This window comes from Pontibacter rugosus (genome assembly GCF_042678745.1).
Taxonomy (GTDB): domain Bacteria; phylum Bacteroidota; class Bacteroidia; order Cytophagales; family Hymenobacteraceae; genus Pontibacter; species Pontibacter rugosus.
The window spans coordinates 1-16,837 of sequence record NZ_JBHTLD010000106.1; the positions used below are offsets into that span (position 1 = coordinate 1).

The window sequence follows — 16,837 nt, forward strand, 5'->3', positions numbered from 1 at the left end:
ATAGCTGTTTCAACACAGCTTTAAATTTTTGCATCTAAAAGCACAATTCACAAAATGAACATACGAATTGTATCCAAAAATATTTTGGAATAACTATATTAGAGGTTTCAAAGAGTAGCTTCTAGCGCTTCAATAAATTTTTTGCACCACTACATATGAAAACATCTGGCTCAGCCCTATTTAATGGCTCCGCAAACGAAAATCTTTTTGGCGTATCTGCCAACGTAACAGCAGCCTTACACAATGCCTTACCGCACATCTACAGTTATCCTAATCCTGATGCGGCACTACTACGAGAAGCCATCGCTGCTCACCTGCAGGTGCTTCCGGAAGAAGTAATAGTAGGTAGCGGATCTGCTGAATTAATTTCGCTTCTTGTCCGTGCCTTTTGCCAGCCTTTTGAGGCAAGTAATGTGGTGTCGGTATCGCCAACTTACCCGCTATACCAGATGGAAGCCGACGCTCTGGGTGTAGCTTTCTTGCCTGCTCCACTAAACAGCAAGTATGAGTATGATTTGCCCAGCATTTTGCGCCAGGTAAATAAAGCCACTCGTATGCTGTTTCTGTCTAACCCCAACAACCCTACAGGAGGTTACTTAAATCAGGCTCAACTAGAATGGCTACTGCAGGAAGTACCACAGCATGTGCTACTGGTTATAGATGAGGCCTACCTGGAGTACGTTACCGCAGCTAATTACGCGAACGCTTTGCCCTACCTGGAGCAACGCGAAAACCTGGTTGTGCTGCGTACTTTTTCTAAAGCCTACGGTTTGGCATCGTTGCGCGTGGGGTACATGGTGGCAAAGCAGCAGGTGCTGCAAAAGGTAATGCGCGTAAAACAGCCGTTTAATGTAAATCAACTGGCACAGGTAGCTGCACAGGCAGCCCTTACAGATCAGGAGCATCTGCACTATACTTTGGAGCAAACACAGATAGGCAAGGCACACCTGCAACAGCTGCTGCAACAGGAGGGTGTGCAGTGGTGGCCATCAGAGGGTAACTTTCTTTTTGTAGATGCCGGCGTACCTGTTCAACAACTAGCGGAGCCTCTGCTGGATAGCGGAATTCAAGTGCGCTTTACTGAAAGCAGATTTAACTTTAGAATTACAGTAGGCACACCAGCGCATCAGCACCACCTGCAAGAGCAGCTACATGCTATTTTATCTCCAGAAAGCATCTGGCAAAACAGAGTTCTCGCCCAAATACTGAAAACAGGTTATGCCTTAGCTGCCACGAGCGATGTGTTTCAGGCGTTAGCCCAGGTTTCTGTACTTGCCGAAACTGCAAATAACATTGGTAGCGCAGCAGAGCGTATAGCCCTGGCCTTTGCACGCGCATTTAGCAGCTGCCTCGGCTCTGAGGGCAATGAACACACAGGCAATCTTTATAGTAGCACATTTGGAGAAACAGACATGATCTCTGCCTTCAATGTGCTGGTAAAGTCTACGCCTTTGGTCACTTTCGGCCACTTTTTCGGCAATTTTGCTATTAATGAGGCTACCGCACAGGCAGAAGAAATCCATATACTGGACCTGGGAATCGGTGGCGGCTTGCAGTGGCTGCACCTGTTGGATATACTAGCTTCCCGCCCTGGCAAAGCACCTAAAATTCGCATTACTGGTGTGGATATACCCTCGGCTTCTGGTGCCCCTGATAGCAAATTGGTTAAGACCGGGAAAATGCTGCAGCAGCATGCAGAGAAGCTACAGCTTAAATTCAGCTATACTGCCATTGCCCAGAAGCTGGAGGATGTAAACCTGCAACGGATTTATACAGCACCAGAAGAAGTTTTAGTAGTGAATTCTGCTTTTACGCTACATCACCTGCCAGACCAGCTTCTAGGCGCAGTAGATTACCGGGATAAGGTGTTACAGCAAATCAAGGCGCTGCAGCCTGCCATACTTACTTTAACAGAACCAGACTCAGAACATAATAAGCTCCGCTTCCTCCCTCGCCTGCGTGAGTCGCTGCGCCATTATTATACTGTTTTTGATGCGCTGGATACCTTGCTTCCACGCCTGATGCCAGAGCGCCAGATAATAGAGCAGGAGTTTTTTGGCCGCGAAATCATAAACGTTATTTCTTGTGAAGAACGACAGCGTGTAGAACGCCACGAGCGACATGAGGCCTGGATGCACCGCCTCATGCGCAATGGCTTTGCTCCTGCACCAGTCTCAGATGCTGCAGAAGAAATAAAGCAGAGCCTGAAGCTGCATGAGAACTTTACCATACTACCTAACGGAGCCGGAAACACCTTGTGCTGGAAAGGAACTCCAGTTGTTGCCGCTACGGCGTGGGTATAGTAAACAGCAAAAGAAGTGTGAGGAACACTGCTCTTCATTTGATATAAAAGCAGAAAGAGACGCTACCTTAGCGTCTCTTTCTGCTTTTCTGATGCAAAACTATACGTGGAGCAGGTTTATACGTCCGCAAGTTGAAACCTTGCCTCTTTTGTACCACAAGATGAAAACTTGCGGCATGTATAGGGCGTGAGCTATAGTCTTACTATAACCCTAGCTTTCTGAGGACCAGCAGGCACAGCGCAACAGAACCTGTAACATGAATGTCTCCGTTCATCAGCATCTTCTCCACTTCGTGTAGCGGAATTTTCAAAATCTCAATATTCTCTGTTTCGTCCAGGTCCTGCGCTGCCACCTGCTTTACGTTCTTGGCAAAATAGTAGTAGATCTTATTTGTATCTTTGGTAGGATTGTCGATGGCTTCCAGCACCAACTCTATGTTATCAGAAGTATAGCCTGTTTCTTCCAGCAACTCGCGCTTGGCAGCCTCCAAAGGGTCGTCTTCCCCTTCGTCTATTACACCACCTGGCAGTTCTATAAAAATACCTCCAGCGGCATGCTTATACTGGCGTACAAAAATAACGTGGTTATCTTCAGTTAGCGGAAACGTTAAAGCCACGTTCGGGCGTACGCTCACATAGTAATCATCAAGCGTATGGCCATTTGGCAGTTCCACTTCGTCGCGGCGCAGCTTGTACCATTTCTCATCAAACACCATTTCAGATTTCAGAATCTTCCAGGGCTGTGGGGAGTTATTATCTTTAGACATGTGTGCAAGTTATACTTTATCAGCGTGAAAAGAGCCACGCAGGTGCATGGCTCTTTTTTTAAGCAATTGATATGTTAGTTTAAATGTGATTATACTTCGTCTGGAACAGAGAAAGTGCTTATTCATGATTTCTGCCCTTCCATATAGCTGTTCTTCTCAGCTACTTTCTGCTTCACAGCCTCCTGCCAATCCTGCCCGGTAGCTGATAGGTATTCAGAATTATTCCATTGCTGGTTCTGCTTCAGTTGCTCATCTACTTCCAGCAAGTATAGCTCGTGGCCTGGCCTTGCTTTTAACCTGAACCCGCAGGAGCGCATCATGGCTTCGATAGCGGAATGGTTCGGAGCCCACCAGTTGGTCAGGTCGCCAGCCATTTTCTTTTCAATGAAAGCCATTTTTGGCCATCCTTCCTCGAGCATGCGCTCGCGGTCGTTTATGCCGAAATCATCAGGTGTTTCGGTTGCCTGATCGCCGGGCATGCTTAAGGTTTGGAACACCATTTGGCCGCGGCATTTCTGCGACAAAATATCGAGCGAGAGCAGCGGGTAGCGCAGGTGGTAAAGCACGCCCATGTACCAGATCAGGTCGAACTGGCGGTCGAGGCGCGCTACATCGTATACCTGCATCTGCTGCAGTTTAATCTTATCCTCCAGGCCAAACTGCTTAGCTGCCCATTCTGCCTGGCGCAGGTAATGCGGATCTACATCGATACCCAATACATTGGCTCCGCGCTTCGCTAATTCTATACTATAAAACCCGGCATTGCAGCCAATATCCAGCACGTTTTTACCAGTGAGATCAGCGGGGATATGTGACTCCAGTTCTTTCCACTTGAAATTCGGAAAATCACCCAGAAAGTGATTTGGAGCTGTTTGCTCTCCGTTTGGCAAGTGTAAGTTATGGAACCAAGGACCTAACTGCTCTATCTCCTGCTGCATATCTAATTTTGAATGAGTGATTGTGTGAATAAGTGAATTACTAACTTTTGAATAACTGAATGTTTAGACGAAGGACCCAGTATAAAGGTTAGATGCTCTTATAGAAGCTGATTAAGTATAATTACTTTATACCTGCAAAACATGCCGCAAGTTTAGCGACAGCGCAACTTGTGGCTATACCTGATGCCAGTTTGCAACTGGCACAGCTTCTATACTTTCGCCAGTTACAAACTGGCTATCATAGCTTACCACCAGTTACCGCTGCGCTCAAACTGGCGGTATAAAAAGTCCTCCCAGGCTTAGCTGTTTTTGTTAGCTATAACCTGGGAGGACAAGTATAAATTATTCCCTACGCCACCGACATGAGCTCTTCGGCATAGCTTACCAGCTCCTGTGCACGGTGTGCGGCCGTATGATGGTTCATCACTTTCCTACGCGCCCGCTCGCCTATCAGCTTGCGCTCAGACCGGCAAATGCCCCGCAGGTAATGCAGTGTATCTTTTGCGGAACGAGCAACCAGTATCTCGGTGTCAAAATCAAAGAAAGAGTCTAATCCTTCCCAATAATCAGAGATGATGGGTGTCGCGCAGGCAGCCGCCTCAAACAGACGCACACTTGGCGCATAGCCAGACGTGATCATGTCGGCACGCGTGATGTTCTGCGTAAAACGCTGGCTGTTGTAAAACTTGCGATGCTCTGATGGCGGCAAATGATGTATGTGCTGTGTGTTGGCCGGCCATTTTATACTTTCAGGGTACTGCGGACCAGCTACTACAAACCGTCCTTCCGGCCATTCGCGCGCGGCATCCAGCATCAGCTTCTCCAGCGGTGGCTGCCGATCGTCGGAATAGGTGCCGAGGTAGCCAAGGTCCCACTTGCATTCCATCATCTCCGGGTAGTATAGCTCCGGATCGACAGAGCAATACAGCGGACGCGCCATAGGTGAGCCATACTTTTGCTCCAGCAGGTTTAGCGTCGGGCCTCCGGTAAACGACAAGTATAAATCATACTTCGGAATCAGGTCCAGCGACAGGTACTCAAAATCGCCGCGCTCCAGCTTAGCCAGTGTTACCGGTGTATCAATGTCGTAGAAGGCTTTAATGCCTTGTGCTGTTTTTACCACCCACTCGCCAACTGGCACACCTTCCGGCACATAAGAGCCCACTATCACCATGTCTGCCTCGCGCACCTGCTCGGTGAAGCGCTGCTCGAGATCATCTATTGAAGTATAAAGCTCCGTCTGGCAGTATTCCGGATTCGGTAAATCCCGTTGGCTGGCATACCACGGCACGTCGCGCTCCAGAAAAAGTACTTCGTGGCCCTGGTTGTTCAGTTCCCTTACTAAACCTCTAAAAGTGGTGGCGTGGCCATTGCCCCAGCTTGATGTAATCGATAATCCCAGAATTACGATGTTCATGCCAATGCTTCGTTTGTTTGTTTCACTTTTGCATACAGCAGTTTCTCCAGCTGCTCTGCACGGTGTTTATACGTGTGTGCAGCTAAAACTTTTCTGTAGGCAGCTTCTCCTATGGCTTTCGCCTTTTCCTCCGTCAAATCAGCCATAATGGCGGCTACTTCGGCTCCGTCTTTGGCTACTAAAATCTCCACATTTGGCTCGAAGAAGAAATCAATTCCTTCCCAATAGTCCGTGATGATGCAGGCACCTGCACCGGCTGCCTCAAACACCCGTGTAGCTGGCGAGAAACCGTAGCGGGCCATACTTTCACGGCTGATGTTGAGTACGGCTTTCGGTGTGCAGTTAAAGGCGTTGTGGTCCTTTGTATAAACGTGTCCGATATACTTCACGTTGTCGGTCATCTGCTTGTCGCCCCAGCCGCTGCCGCCAATCATGAAGGTCTTGTTTAGCTCCAGTGCGGCCGGTTTCAAAAAGAACTCATCTACGCGGGCTTCACGGTCTGGCAATCGATTGCCCAAAAAGGCTAAATCGCAATCAAAGCGAGCATCTGGTTCTACAGGGAAGTGCGTGGCTGTGTCTAACGCGTTATAGATCGGAATGCACTTTTTAGCTCCCAATGCTTCGTAAGCATTCACTACCGGATCGCCGCCACCGTAGGTTAGTACCATGTCGTATTGCGGTATGAGTTGTAGGAACTGGTCATTCGGATCGTTGTGCACACGGTCTAGTGTAGCAGGCGCATCCACATCCCAAAACACCACCAGGCGCTCATCTGTCTGAAGCTTCAGCACTTCACGCTCCAGCAGTTCATCAAACACACCTACCCCACTGGCTTTTACCACCATGTCGGCTTCGGCGGCCTGTTCCAGGCATTTGTAAGCAGCCGCTTCGGTCGCTTCATACACCACTACTTTAGCCCAGTCCGGGTCGTCCATGTCGCGGTTTTCCTGGCGCTGGTAAGCATCCGGCTCATAGAATGTTACTTCGTGGCCACGCTCGCTCAAGGCTCTAATAATACCTCTGTAGTAGGTAGCGGCACCGTTCCAATAAGCAGATACCAGGCTGGAGCCGAAAAAAGCGATTTTAAGTTTCTTATTCTTCATTTAGTACTTGCTCTTTTGGGGTGAGATATATTTTGGAAGTAGCAATGCCCAACTCCTCACATACTTTCTCCAGTTCATTTACACGGTGGGCACAGGTATGGCGACGTTTGATGGTAGCTAAACCATGGTCGGCCACTTCTTTTGCTTTGAAATGATTGTTCAGGATGGTTTTTAGCTGCTCTTTCATCTCTTCGCCGCTGCGGGCAACCAGGAAGTCCTCTCCCGGTGTGAAGAGATTTTCAGCATCATCCCAAGGTGATGAAATAAGCGGAATACCACAGGCCAACGCTTCAAACGGACGGATGGTTGGGATGCCCGGCAGCGCCTCTACATACGGTCTGCGCGGCACATGCACGGTTACTTTATACTTGGCAAACTCTTCTGCTGCTTTATAGTTCGGCAGCCATCCGCCATACTCGATACCTGCATCAGCAAGCGACTTACGTGCATGCTCCGGATAGCGGACACCATAGATTTTAGCTTTCAGGCCCAGCTCTTTCACCGGGTTTATCAGGAATTCGTGCAGCTCTGCCGTACGCTCTTCATCGCCCCAGTTGCCAACCCAGATCAGGTCACCTTCAAAGTCTTTGCGCTCGTGTGGGTAGAATACAGAGGTGTCAGCAGCTTCATGCCACGTCCAGGCTTTTTCTGTCCAGCCCTCCTGCAAGTATAAATCACGGATCTTCTGCCCAAAGGCTAGAACACCGTCGTAGTGCGTGAGGTCATACTTGGCCATACTTTCGCGCTCTGTTACGGCACGGTGGTGGGTATCGTGGAACAGCAGTTTATACTTGCCGCCGTTGGCCCTGTGCTCCCCAACACGCTTTACCAGCTCATGCTCGCTCCACTCGTGCACCAGCACCAGGTCAGCATTTTGCAGCACAGCGTCCAAATCTATACTTTCTAAAGTATAGAAGTTAGTCCTGATGTTAGGATAGTATGTCTTTAGCTCTTCCAGCTTTTCTTTTCCGTAGCCTTCTATCAGATTTTGCAGGCTCCAGCCGTTCTCCGGCTCATATACCTGCACCTGATGCCCCCGCTCCTCTAGCTCCCGTACCACACCACGCAGAAAATGCGCATTGCCATGGTTCCAGTCTGAAAGTATAGAGTGGTAGAAAAGGGTGATGTTCATAGTTGAATTTTGAATGTGTGATTGAGTGAATGTGTGAATTAGTTTTGAATGAGTGGATGAGTGATTGAGTGAATCCAATTTTGAATAATTGAATTCTGAATAACTGACTCCTTTTTGTCATCCTGAAAGGATCTTGTAGGCAAGCCGCAAAGGCTATCGCGCTCCGCAACCAAGATCTTTCCAAGATGACAAAAGGGAGAAGAACAAGTATAAAATTCGCTCATTCACTCAACCACTCATTCAAAATTATACCGCAACCGCTTGCTTCAGCAGCTGACGGTAAATATGGTCGTAGTCCTGGCCCATTGGATCGGCGGTGTAGCCGTGGGAGCGCTTAATGGCACGCATCGCCATGATGTTGCGGGCAAACTCGTCTTCGATCAGGTCGTTGAGGGTATCGCGCAGCTCATCGGCATTGTTGGGATCTACATATTTGGCGGCATTCCCCCATATTTCGGCCTGGCTATCTGTTTTGCCTACCACCAGTGCACAACCAGACATGGCTGCTTCCAAAATGGTTAAACCGAATGGCTCATACTTGGCTGGCAAGGCATAGATAGAGGCTCTGGAAAGAAAGTCAGACACTTCTCTTTCAGATAATTGCCCCAGGAAGTGCACGTTCTCCAGTTCAACTTCTTTTCCAGTGGCAGGGTGTTTGGCATCTCCGGCTATGTATACCGGCCATTGCAAGTCAGAAGCGATGTGCGCGAGCATTGAGATATTTTTGGCTTCGTCCCATACACGGCCCATGCTGAATACGAACGGCTCTTTTTTACCGAACTGGAAACCATGCTGTCCGCGGCCGTTGTACACCACCGAACTATGCTGGAATGGCCCGTACAGCTGCTCTGCCTGATGTAGCATGGCCTGTGTAGGAGCCACCACAATGTTCGCAGCCTGCAGCCCTTTGGTCACCATTTCTTTATACTTGTTCCACTCTTTCGGAGCAACTTCATCCTTCACGGCTTTCCACCACGACAGCACGCATGAGTGCACCACCACCAGCTTAGGAACACCAAAATCTAGTGCACCGTGTACCATGCCGTTTAGGTGTACTAAGTCTGGTTGCACCTCATCTTTCAGTTTCAGCAGCCACTTACCGGCTTCCGCTACATCCTCCCAAGCGTTCTCCATCCACTCCAGCTTATACTTGCTTTCGTAAATGGTCAGGTTATCAATGTCGTCGGCTTGCCTGCGCTGCTCCTCGCTCAGAGGGGCACCCATGGTGGCCAAAGCTACTTCTGTTTTGAAGGGCGCTAAGGCTCTTACCAGCTCCAGCGTGTAATTCCAAACACCACCTACGGTGTCTGCTGTCATTAAAATCTTTGAAGGATGATGTGCTTCCATGTTCTTATCTCCCGTAAATCTTGTCTAAAACTTCTGCTACTTTTACAAACTCCTCTGCTTCATCGTTAAACCCCTCTCCCTTGGCTACACGCTCTGCCCAGGCAACTCCAGCACGTCCCATCCAGTCATCCGGCGGAGTGCACAGCTGCTCTGTTTTAGTGCCGTAATAGCGCTCTGCCACAAAGTCGTAGAAGGATCCGTTCACGTTTTTGAAGGCAACACCGCCGTTGGTGCCGTAGAAGGTGGCGCTGATAATGGCTTCCTGCCCCGCTGGCAGGTTCCATGAGCAGCTTAACTGCATGTGCGTATTGCCAGCCAGCTCAATGTTAGCCGAAGCGTAATCTTCTACTTTGCCTTCAGCCATGTTAATCGGCTTTCCTTTGGCAAACAGATGGCTTTGCACCTGTTTTACTTTCGGGAAATCCATGGCCCACATGGCTAGGTCTACCAGGTGCACACCCAAGTCAATCACACAACCGCCGCCAGATAGTTTCGGCTCGTAGAACCAAGCTTTATCAGGCCCATAGGCATTATGAAAAACCAGCTCAATGGCATAAATCTGACCTAGTTCTCCGCTCTGCACCACCTTGTATACCTGCTGCATTGCTTCGGTAAATCGGTATGATAAGTCTACCCCCAACAGCTTATTCTCGCTGCGGGCTGCTTCTACCACACGTCGGGTTTCTTCTACGTTGCGGCCAAGAGGCTTCTGGCAGAAAACTGATTTGCCTGCTCTTAGCGCCAGCTCACTCTGCTCGGCATGGAAGGCACTTGGTGTGGCAATCACGATGCCGTCTACCTCCGGTTTGCGCAGCATACTTTCCAGCGAGCCAACCTGCTTGGCTTCCGGTGCGCTCTTCAGCGCCTCTTCCGCATTCTGCTCTGTCGTATCAGCAATATACAGCACCTCCCCGGCATTGTGCTTGGCAATCACCTCCATGCGGTTACGGCCAATCCAGCCAACGCCCAGGAAACCTAGCTTAGGCTTTGAATTAGAAGAAGAAGCTGCTTTTGTCTGCTCTTGATCGAGTAAGGTTTCTTGCATAGCTAGTAGGTTATAAGGGCTTTTACAAAACCGTCCGGGCGGTTTGTCAGGTTATCGAATGCTTTATCTATGTTATCTAAAGTATAGGTATGCGTGTAGAGTTTATCAGGGTTGATGATGCCTTGTTCTACGGCCGAAACGGCTGCTTTTATACCGTCAATATATAGTTGCGGGTCGCGCTCATGAGCGTTAATCACATCAAGCCCGCGCCAGTTCCAGAGTTGCACATTCACCTGCCGCATGCCATCTTGGTGGAAACCTGCGATAATCAGCCTGCCTCTTTCTGCGGACAACTCACCAGCCAGGTTCAGCGGCCATTCTTTTCCGGTGCACTCTATTACGCGCTCGCAGAAGTTTCCGTTGGTGAGTTCTTTAACTTTTTCAATGATTTTATAGTGGTCATCCATGGCGATGATTTCATCGGCACCGCTCTCTTTTGCTACCTCTAACGAGAACTCGCGCTGCGAAATAGCAATGACACGTGCACCCGCATTTTTGGCTAGCTGCACCAGCAGCGCGCCTAAAAACCCAATACCAAGTATGGCTACGGTCTGTCCTGCCTGTATCTCGGAGCGCTTGAAGATATTCATGGCGCAACCAAGCGGCTCACCCGGGAAAGGCTTGTCGGCCAAGGCCTCCGGCAGTTTTACCACCTTGTCGGCATCAGCCAAATCGTACGCTGCATAGGCATTGTAAGATAAAGCTGCTACACGGTCTCCCGGAGCTACGTTGGTAACCCCTTCTCCTACAGCATCTACCACGCCCCAGCCTTCGTGGCCCGGGTTGCCAGCGGCTACCGGATAGCTGAACCAGTCGCGGCCTTCCCACACCGGAATGTTGGAGGCGCAAAGGCCGCAGCCCTGCAACTTAAGGCGCACTTGGCCGGCTTGTGGCGCTGGCAAAGCGGTTTGCTGTACTTCTACTTTTTTTGGTGCCGTAATGACGGCGGCTTTCATAGTGGCAGGAAGGGTGTCCGCTACCACGTTTGTATCTTTTGTCAGCGTATCTTGCATAAATTAAGCTACTGCTACTTTTTTAACGGGTTCTTGTTCTGGTTCTAGTACAGTCTGAAGAATGGCAGGCACTTCATAGCCACGGTTCTCGCACAACCATTGGTACAGTTTGGCTACACCTTCCTGCACGTTGTGCTTCGGATACCAGCCCGTCGCTTTCTGGAATTTGCGTGTGTCAGACACATAGTAGTGCTGATCGCCTGGGCGCCAAGGACCAAACTTGAGCGGAATTTCCTCGCCTCGGTAATGGCCAATCGTCTTGAGCAGCTCCAGCAGGCTTACCGTGTTATCAGGCCCGCCGCCGATGTTGAAGGCTTGCCCCGTGATCGTATCCATATGCTCCTGGGCAAGTATAAAGGCATCCACCAGATCCTCCACAAAGAGAATATCACGCACCTGCTTGCCATCGCCGTAGATGTTTATTTTCTCGTCCTGAATGGCTTTGATGGCGAAGTGTGCCACCCAGCCCTGGTCCTCGTTTCCGTACTGATGCGGCCCGTAGATGCAGCTCATGCGGAATACCGTCATGGGCAGGTTATAGGTACGGGCATAGTCGATCACGTACTGGTCTGCAGCGCCTTTCGAGCAGCCATAAGGGCTGTGGAAGTCGAGGTGGCGCTTTTCAGATATTCCGTTTTTATTGATGACTGCATTCTCCGGATAATAGCGCGAGCCGTTAGAGATAAACTCCAGGTCTTCCAAGCCTCCGTATACTTTGTTGGTAGACGTAAACACCATCGGCGGAGGATTTTTCTGCTCCCGTATCGCCTCCAGCACATTGATGATGCCACGGGCGTTTATCTCAAAGTCGTTGATCGGCAGGTCAAGCGAAGTAGTAACGGCTACCTGTGCGGCAAAATGAAAGACCTGCTCGGCCCGCTTCATTACCTTGCGCACCGACTGTAGGTCACGGATATCGCCCACGTATACTTCCAGCTTATCGCCGTAGGTTTCGTGCAGCCAGTGCAGGTTCTGCTCCACACCGTCGCGGCCCAGGCTATCGAACACCATCACCCGTTTGCCCTGCTCCAGCAGGCGCTTGGCCAGGTTGGTGCCTACAAATCCGGCTCCTCCGGTTATCAGCGCGTAAGGTTCCTCACTGTCCTCCACAGTGCGTTTGATGTAGTTGAGTTGGCTTAGCTTTTCAAGGCCATGCTTTGCCCACAGCCTGGACAGCAGCTTGGTTGTGCCATCCGCTCTTTTTAGGCCAAAGTAGTATTCTCTGTCGTCGAGGTGAAAGCCAGCCACTGTTGGCAGACTTGCGTCCAGGTCCTTCACTGCGTACCAGTACACACGCGTGGCATCAGCCTGCAGGGCAAGCTTAAACTCCTCCAACTGCTTGTACTCGTCGTGCTGCCAGGTAGAGAAGCCTGCTTCGGTAATCCATAGTTCAGCCTGGCAATTGTTACGCTCCATCACCTCGCGTACTGAACGGATGGTATCTTCCCAACCGTCCCACATCTGGTCGAACACGTGCGGGAAGCCATGAATACCTACGGCATCAATGTACTGCATCACGCCACGATCATACATGGTCTGTAGCCAGTTCGGGTCTACAGGGCTCATGCCGCCCAGCAAAGTTTTCTTGCCCAGTTTCTGGCACCAGTGGGCTGCCCCGCCTATCATTTCAGCAAACTTATTCCAGCCATAATCATGGGTGAAATCATACTCTACGGTATTGTTTGGCTCGTTCCAGAGTTCTACCCACTCAAAGTGCTGCCCGTGGGCGGCGATAAAAATATCCAGGAAATCAGCGTAGGCCTTTTTGTCTTTCGGTGGGGATGAGGTGCGTGGCCGCTCGGCTATACTTGGTGGCGTATACAAGAAGCACGGAAGTATGTTTACCTCCTTTGCCAGTGTTGGAATTAGCCAGTCGTACCAGTCTTTGCCTTCGGGTGTGTAGTAGTCTGCCCAGGAGACACCCGTGCGGAGTTCCGTAACGCCCAGTTCCTTTAAGTCAGCCAGTGTTTCTTTCACATGCTCATACTCGCCAGGCCGAAACCACTCTACCAACCCCACCACAGGGAGCCCTGTACTTTTATCTATAGCTTTGTCTTCAATCTTCATGTTTTTCAAATCCTTTTGGTTGATGTAAACGAACGGGTGCTTATACCGTTAATCCACGTGCGGCAAGTTCGGCGCTAGCTTCGTTTACGCGGTCGTACGCGATCTGGCCCTCTAGCCAAGTAGCAAGCTCTTCCAAACCAGCGTTGAACTCTACCTGAGGATAGAAACCCAGCACTTCTTTGGCCAGTGAAATATCTGCATAGCAATGGCGGATATCACCCACTCTATACTTGCCTGTTATTTCCGGCGTCAACTCTGTTTTGCCCATTACGGTAGCCAGTCGCTCCCCGATCTCACGTATGGTGTAGTTGTTGCCGCTACCCACGTTAAATACTTTGCCTGTTGCCTCTTCTTTCTCCATTGCCAATCTACAAGCCAACGCTACATCGCGTACGTGCACAAAATCGCGCTGTTGATACCCGTCTTCGAAAATCATGAGCGCATTGTTGTTCAGCAGGCGTGATGCGAAAATAGCCAGCACACCGGTATAGGGGTTAGATAGTGACTGGCGCGTGCCGTATACGTTAAAGAAGCGCATCGCTACTGTCGGGATGTTATAAGCACGCCCTACCATCAGGCAAAGGCGCTCCTGGTCATACTTGCTAAGTGCGTAAACCGATGATAAAGAAGGGGTTTTAGATTCCGACGTGGGAACAGGCTCTAACTTCTCGCCTTGCTCGTTGTAAAGCTCCCAATCGGCGGCTTTGAGCTGATCCAGCGGGCGCTCCTGTGCAATAGATAGTTCACCATTAGGCGCCTTGTAAAGGCCTTCGCCATAAATGCTCATGCTGCTGGCCACTACCAGCTTTTTCACCGGGTTTTTAATCAATGCCTCCAGCAGTACCGTGGTGCCAATGTTATTTACATCAGTATACTCACGCAGCTCATACATACTCTGGCCCACGCCAACCATGGCCGCAAAGTGAAACACGTAATCAACACCCTCCAGCGCACGCGCCACATCTTCTGCATTTCGCACATCGCCAACTATCAGCTCCACATCTTCGTGCAGGTACTCAGGGCGTGTGCAGTCTTTGCCGTGCACCTGCTCGCTCAGGTTATCCAAGGCTCTCACTTCATACCCTTGCTGCAACAGCTCATCGGCCAGGTGAGATCCGATAAAGCCAGCACCTCCTGTTATTAAAACTTTGCTCTTCATAGTTGTCTTTTTGTATTGTTGCTATGTTGATTGAAAAAAATATTAAAGTGCTTCCGGGTGTTGAAGCTAGAATTCCTGGGCTGTTGGCCGAAGGGTAATGTTGTTTAAGGATACGCCTGGTGGCTGCCTGAGCGCAAAAAGTACGGCATCTGCTACCTGTTCGGCTGTTAATGCCCCGTATCCTATACTTTCGGCTGTCTGGGAGCCGGAGAGTGTATTTTCAAAAAAGGCTGTATCCGTAACACCGGGAGCGACTACTGTTACACGTATGGAGGGCAGTACTTCTTTGCGAAGTGTTTCTGCCACAACCTCCAATGCTGTTTTAGTAGCCGCATACACACCTCCGTACGCATAAGATTGCCCTGCAGAAACAGAAGAAATAATGATGACATCACCCTCCCCTGCCTCCAACATAGCTGGAACAAAAGCACGGATCATGCGCAGCGTGCCCATGAGGTTGGTGTTAATCACATGCTGCCACTTTTCAGGGTCGCCTTCCGTTAGTTTTTCATGTACGCCTCGTCCGGCACTGCAAATAAGTATAGAGGGTGTACCTAGTTGCTGCTGTACCTGGGCATAAAGGGCATCAATAGCCTTGGCATTGCTTACATCACAAGTATAAGATTGCGTATTATCCGGGAGTTGAGCAGGCGGGTTAAGATCGGCAAGGGCAATGGTGACCTGGGCTGCAGAAAGCTTCTCCATAATGGCTCTGCCTATGCCTGAGCCACCCCCACTGATTACTGCCTTTTTACCTTTCAAATGCTGCACGATCTTCTCTGAATCTATTCCTCCTTGTATACTTGTATAGAAAATAACCTATAAATAAATTGTTAGATAGAACGTAGGAGAGGCAGCAAGGGTTGTAGATGCTGCTAAATGCCTATATAAAAAGCTGCTAATCCATGTTTTACCATTGTTTTAATTTTTTCTGCACAAGCATCTTCAACAGCAGGTATTAAAGTTATCTCTAATTTTACAGAAAACCTGTAAAGGACCTGCATACAGTTTTACTTATTCCTAAAGCCATGGATTACAGAAAGAACCTGGTACTGCAGAACGAATATGTCCTGCTGCGCCGCTATCAGTTAAATGACCTAAACCAAATAGCCTCCGTTGCCTTTGATGAAGATGTCTGGCGCTTTATGCCTACACGCATCAGCAACCAGCAAGAACTGCAGGCCTGGGCTTCTACAGTAGCACAAGGCTTTAGCTCTGGTACCCGCTATACCTTTGTTATCATAGATAAGGCTTCAGGTAAAATAACCGGCAGTACCAGCTACGGTAATATCTCGCTACCGGATAAGCGCCTGGAAATTGGCTGGACCTGGTTAAGCCGCACCCATCGTGGCACTGGGCTCAACCGCCACTGCAAATACCTGTTGCTGCGCTATGCATTTGAAGAATTGGAGATGGAGCGTGTAGAGTTGAAGACAGATGTGCTAAACCAGCGTTCCCGTAGGGCAATGTTGAAGATAGGGGCTACCGAGGAAGGTATACTGCGTAGCCATACCCAGATGCATGATGGCCGCCGCCGCGACACCATCTATTATAGCATCCTGAAGGCCGAATGGCCAAGTATAAAAGAGCGTGTGTTTTCTGATCTGGCAAACTCTCCTATATAAAATTAGGCAACAAGTATAACTACTTGCGTATACCTTTCGCAAAGCAGCAACTGGTTACCTTGAAAGAGAGCAAAAGCAATACAGCTAAGCAAATTATACTTGTCCGGCACGCGCCCCCCCTCGTGTCGCGCAAAGGTTTCTTTAATGCCAAAGCAGCTGCCCAATACATCTCAGACTATGACGCTGCCGATGTGGCAGAGTTTATACTTGAACACGAAGCCATCCCTTACCAGCAGATCAAGAAAGTATACTGCAGCACTCTAAACAGGGCACAACTCACTGCCCGCACCATTTTTGGCCCTGACATAGAACTCGTAACAAACCCACTGTTCCGCGAGTTTGAGCGGCGCATCTTCTCCTTACCTCTCCTACGCTTGCCCATTAAGCTATGGCTGCTTAGCGCACGGCTACTTTGGTTCCTGGGGCTTAACAGCCGAGATATTGAAACCTTCAGGCAAGCCCGCACCCGTGCGCGTGAAGCAGCAGAACTGTTGGCTAAAGATGCTACGGAGAACCGCACAACTGTGCTGGTGGCACATGGGCTGTTAAACAACTTTATTCAACGGGAGCTCCTGAAAATGGGCTGGAAACGGGAGGTAAAAGGAGGAAATGACTTTTTAGCTGTCCATCTACTCACGCTACACCCCTAAGCAGATGCTCTTGAATGCAGTTTATAAAGATGATACAAATAAGTTTCTACGTCTTTACACCACCTACTCTTTAAGCAGCTCCTTATAGCAAGTTCACACCCTTCCTGCCCCACATTTCTTACAATTGAACTATAGACCTGCTGCGCTATCTGCAGGATTAACAGCTTCAAACCTAATTTTATTAAATCACCACTGTACTTGTGCTACTTTGGCTAAAAGATGAGCCGCCTAAACTGCCTTTTTCTGATGCGGAAGCAGTTTTTTTCATAGAT

The 16,837-nt window shown here is 49.5% G+C and carries 14 protein-coding genes; 3 read left to right on the top strand and 11 right to left on the bottom strand.

Translation table 11 applies throughout. From position 1 onward, the window contains the following. Nucleotides 1-155: 155 nt before the first annotated feature. The gene (hisC, locus tag ACFQ2O_RS12215) at nt 156-2,303 is read left to right on the top strand and encodes a histidinol-phosphate transaminase (protein WP_377527965.1); all 2,148 of its coding nucleotides are present in this window, start codon (nt 156-158) and stop codon (nt 2,301-2,303) included. Between the two features lie 202 nt (nt 2,304-2,505). Here hisC and ACFQ2O_RS12220 read toward each other — a convergent pair whose 3' ends face one another. The 11 genes from ACFQ2O_RS12220 to ACFQ2O_RS12270 form a co-directional block, all read right to left on the bottom strand. Next, nucleotides 2,506-3,069, bottom strand: a complete 564-nt coding sequence (locus tag ACFQ2O_RS12220) for an NUDIX hydrolase (RefSeq protein WP_377527967.1) — start codon at nt 3,067-3,069, stop codon at nt 2,506-2,508. Between the two features lie 122 nt (nt 3,070-3,191). Next, complete coding sequence (locus ACFQ2O_RS12225) at nt 3,192-4,007, bottom strand: TIGR04290 family methyltransferase (protein ID WP_377527969.1); 816 nt, start codon at nt 4,005-4,007, stop codon at nt 3,192-3,194. Between the two features lie 349 nt (nt 4,008-4,356). Further along, nucleotides 4,357-5,424 (bottom strand): CgeB family protein, encoded by a 1,068-nt coding sequence (locus tag ACFQ2O_RS12230; RefSeq protein WP_377527971.1) that lies wholly within the window; start codon nt 5,422-5,424, stop codon nt 4,357-4,359. After that, nucleotides 5,421-6,527 carry a CgeB family protein gene (locus ACFQ2O_RS12235; protein WP_377527973.1) on the bottom strand — a complete coding sequence of 369 codons (1,107 nt, stop codon included), beginning with the start codon at nt 6,525-6,527 and terminating at the stop codon, nt 5,421-5,423. Before ACFQ2O_RS12235 ends, ACFQ2O_RS12230 begins: the two co-directional genes overlap by 4 nt. Next, nucleotides 6,517-7,659 (bottom strand): CgeB family protein, encoded by a 1,143-nt coding sequence (locus ACFQ2O_RS12240; RefSeq protein ID WP_377527975.1) that lies wholly within the window; start codon nt 7,657-7,659, stop codon nt 6,517-6,519. The genes ACFQ2O_RS12235 and ACFQ2O_RS12240 overlap by 11 nt, the downstream gene beginning before the upstream one ends. 246 nt (nt 7,660-7,905) lie before the next feature. Beyond that, the gene (locus ACFQ2O_RS12245) at nt 7,906-8,976 is read right to left on the bottom strand and encodes a glycosyltransferase (RefSeq protein WP_377527977.1); all 1,071 of its coding nucleotides are present in this window, start codon (nt 8,974-8,976) and stop codon (nt 7,906-7,908) included. Nucleotides 8,977-9,010: 34 nt separating this feature from the next. Beyond that, complete coding sequence (locus tag ACFQ2O_RS12250) at nt 9,011-10,051, bottom strand: Gfo/Idh/MocA family protein (RefSeq protein ID WP_377527979.1); 1,041 nt, start codon at nt 10,049-10,051, stop codon at nt 9,011-9,013. A gap of 2 nt (nt 10,052-10,053) precedes the next feature. Continuing rightward, nucleotides 10,054-11,064, bottom strand: coding sequence for an MDR/zinc-dependent alcohol dehydrogenase-like family protein (locus ACFQ2O_RS12255; protein WP_377527981.1), 1,011 nt, complete (start codon nt 11,062-11,064; stop codon nt 10,054-10,056). A 3-nt stretch (nt 11,065-11,067) separates the two neighbouring features. After that, a complete protein-coding gene (locus ACFQ2O_RS12260; protein ID WP_377527983.1) occupies nt 11,068-13,131 on the bottom strand; it encodes an SDR family NAD(P)-dependent oxidoreductase in 2,064 nt (687 codons plus the stop codon). 40 nt (nt 13,132-13,171) lie between these two features. Beyond that, complete coding sequence (locus ACFQ2O_RS12265; RefSeq protein WP_377527985.1) at nt 13,172-14,290, bottom strand: NAD-dependent epimerase/dehydratase family protein; 1,119 nt, start codon at nt 14,288-14,290, stop codon at nt 13,172-13,174. Nucleotides 14,291-14,356: 66 nt separating this feature from the next. Beyond that, on the bottom strand, nt 14,357-15,061 hold the full coding sequence (locus ACFQ2O_RS12270; RefSeq protein WP_377527987.1) for an SDR family oxidoreductase: 705 nt from the start codon (nt 15,059-15,061) through the stop codon (nt 14,357-14,359). A gap of 257 nt (nt 15,062-15,318) precedes the next feature. Between ACFQ2O_RS12270 and ACFQ2O_RS12275 the strand changes: the two genes are divergently transcribed. Together ACFQ2O_RS12275 and ACFQ2O_RS12280 are read left to right on the top strand one after the other, a co-directional pair. Beyond that, nucleotides 15,319-15,915 (top strand): GNAT family N-acetyltransferase, encoded by a 597-nt coding sequence (locus tag ACFQ2O_RS12275; protein ID WP_377527989.1) that lies wholly within the window; start codon nt 15,319-15,321, stop codon nt 15,913-15,915. A gap of 23 nt (nt 15,916-15,938) precedes the next feature. Next, entirely contained in the window at nt 15,939-16,565 is a 627-nt protein-coding gene (locus ACFQ2O_RS12280) for a histidine phosphatase family protein (protein ID WP_377527991.1), read from the top strand. Nucleotides 16,566-16,837: the final 272 nt, after the last annotated feature.

Bases quoted from the DNA above. Each gene is read 5' to 3' on its own strand.
- hisC (WP_377527965.1), top strand. From the start codon at position 156: ATGAAAACATCTGGCTCAGCCCTATTTAATGGCTCCGCAAACGAAAAT.
- ACFQ2O_RS12220 (WP_377527967.1), bottom strand. From the start codon at position 3,069: ATGTCTAAAGATAATAACTCCCCACAGCCCTGGAAGATTCTGAAATCT.
- ACFQ2O_RS12225 (WP_377527969.1), bottom strand. From the start codon at position 4,007: ATGCAGCAGGAGATAGAGCAGTTAGGTCCTTGGTTCCATAACTTACAC.
- ACFQ2O_RS12230 (WP_377527971.1), bottom strand. From the start codon at position 5,424: ATGAACATCGTAATTCTGGGATTATCGATTACATCAAGCTGGGGCAAT.
- ACFQ2O_RS12235 (WP_377527973.1), bottom strand. From the start codon at position 6,527: ATGAAGAATAAGAAACTTAAAATCGCTTTTTTCGGCTCCAGCCTGGTA.
- ACFQ2O_RS12240 (WP_377527975.1), bottom strand. From the start codon at position 7,659: ATGAACATCACCCTTTTCTACCACTCTATACTTTCAGACTGGAACCAT.
- ACFQ2O_RS12245 (WP_377527977.1), bottom strand. From the start codon at position 8,976: ATGACAGCAGACACCGTAGGTGGTGTTTGGAATTACACGCTGGAGCTG.
- ACFQ2O_RS12250 (WP_377527979.1), bottom strand. From the start codon at position 10,051: ATGCAAGAAACCTTACTCGATCAAGAGCAGACAAAAGCAGCTTCTTCT.
- ACFQ2O_RS12255 (WP_377527981.1), bottom strand. From the start codon at position 11,064: ATGCAAGATACGCTGACAAAAGATACAAACGTGGTAGCGGACACCCTT.
- ACFQ2O_RS12260 (WP_377527983.1), bottom strand. From the start codon at position 13,131: ATGAAGATTGAAGACAAAGCTATAGATAAAAGTACAGGGCTCCCTGTG.
- ACFQ2O_RS12265 (WP_377527985.1), bottom strand. From the start codon at position 14,290: ATGAAGAGCAAAGTTTTAATAACAGGAGGTGCTGGCTTTATCGGATCT.
- ACFQ2O_RS12275 (WP_377527989.1), top strand. From the start codon at position 15,319: ATGGATTACAGAAAGAACCTGGTACTGCAGAACGAATATGTCCTGCTG.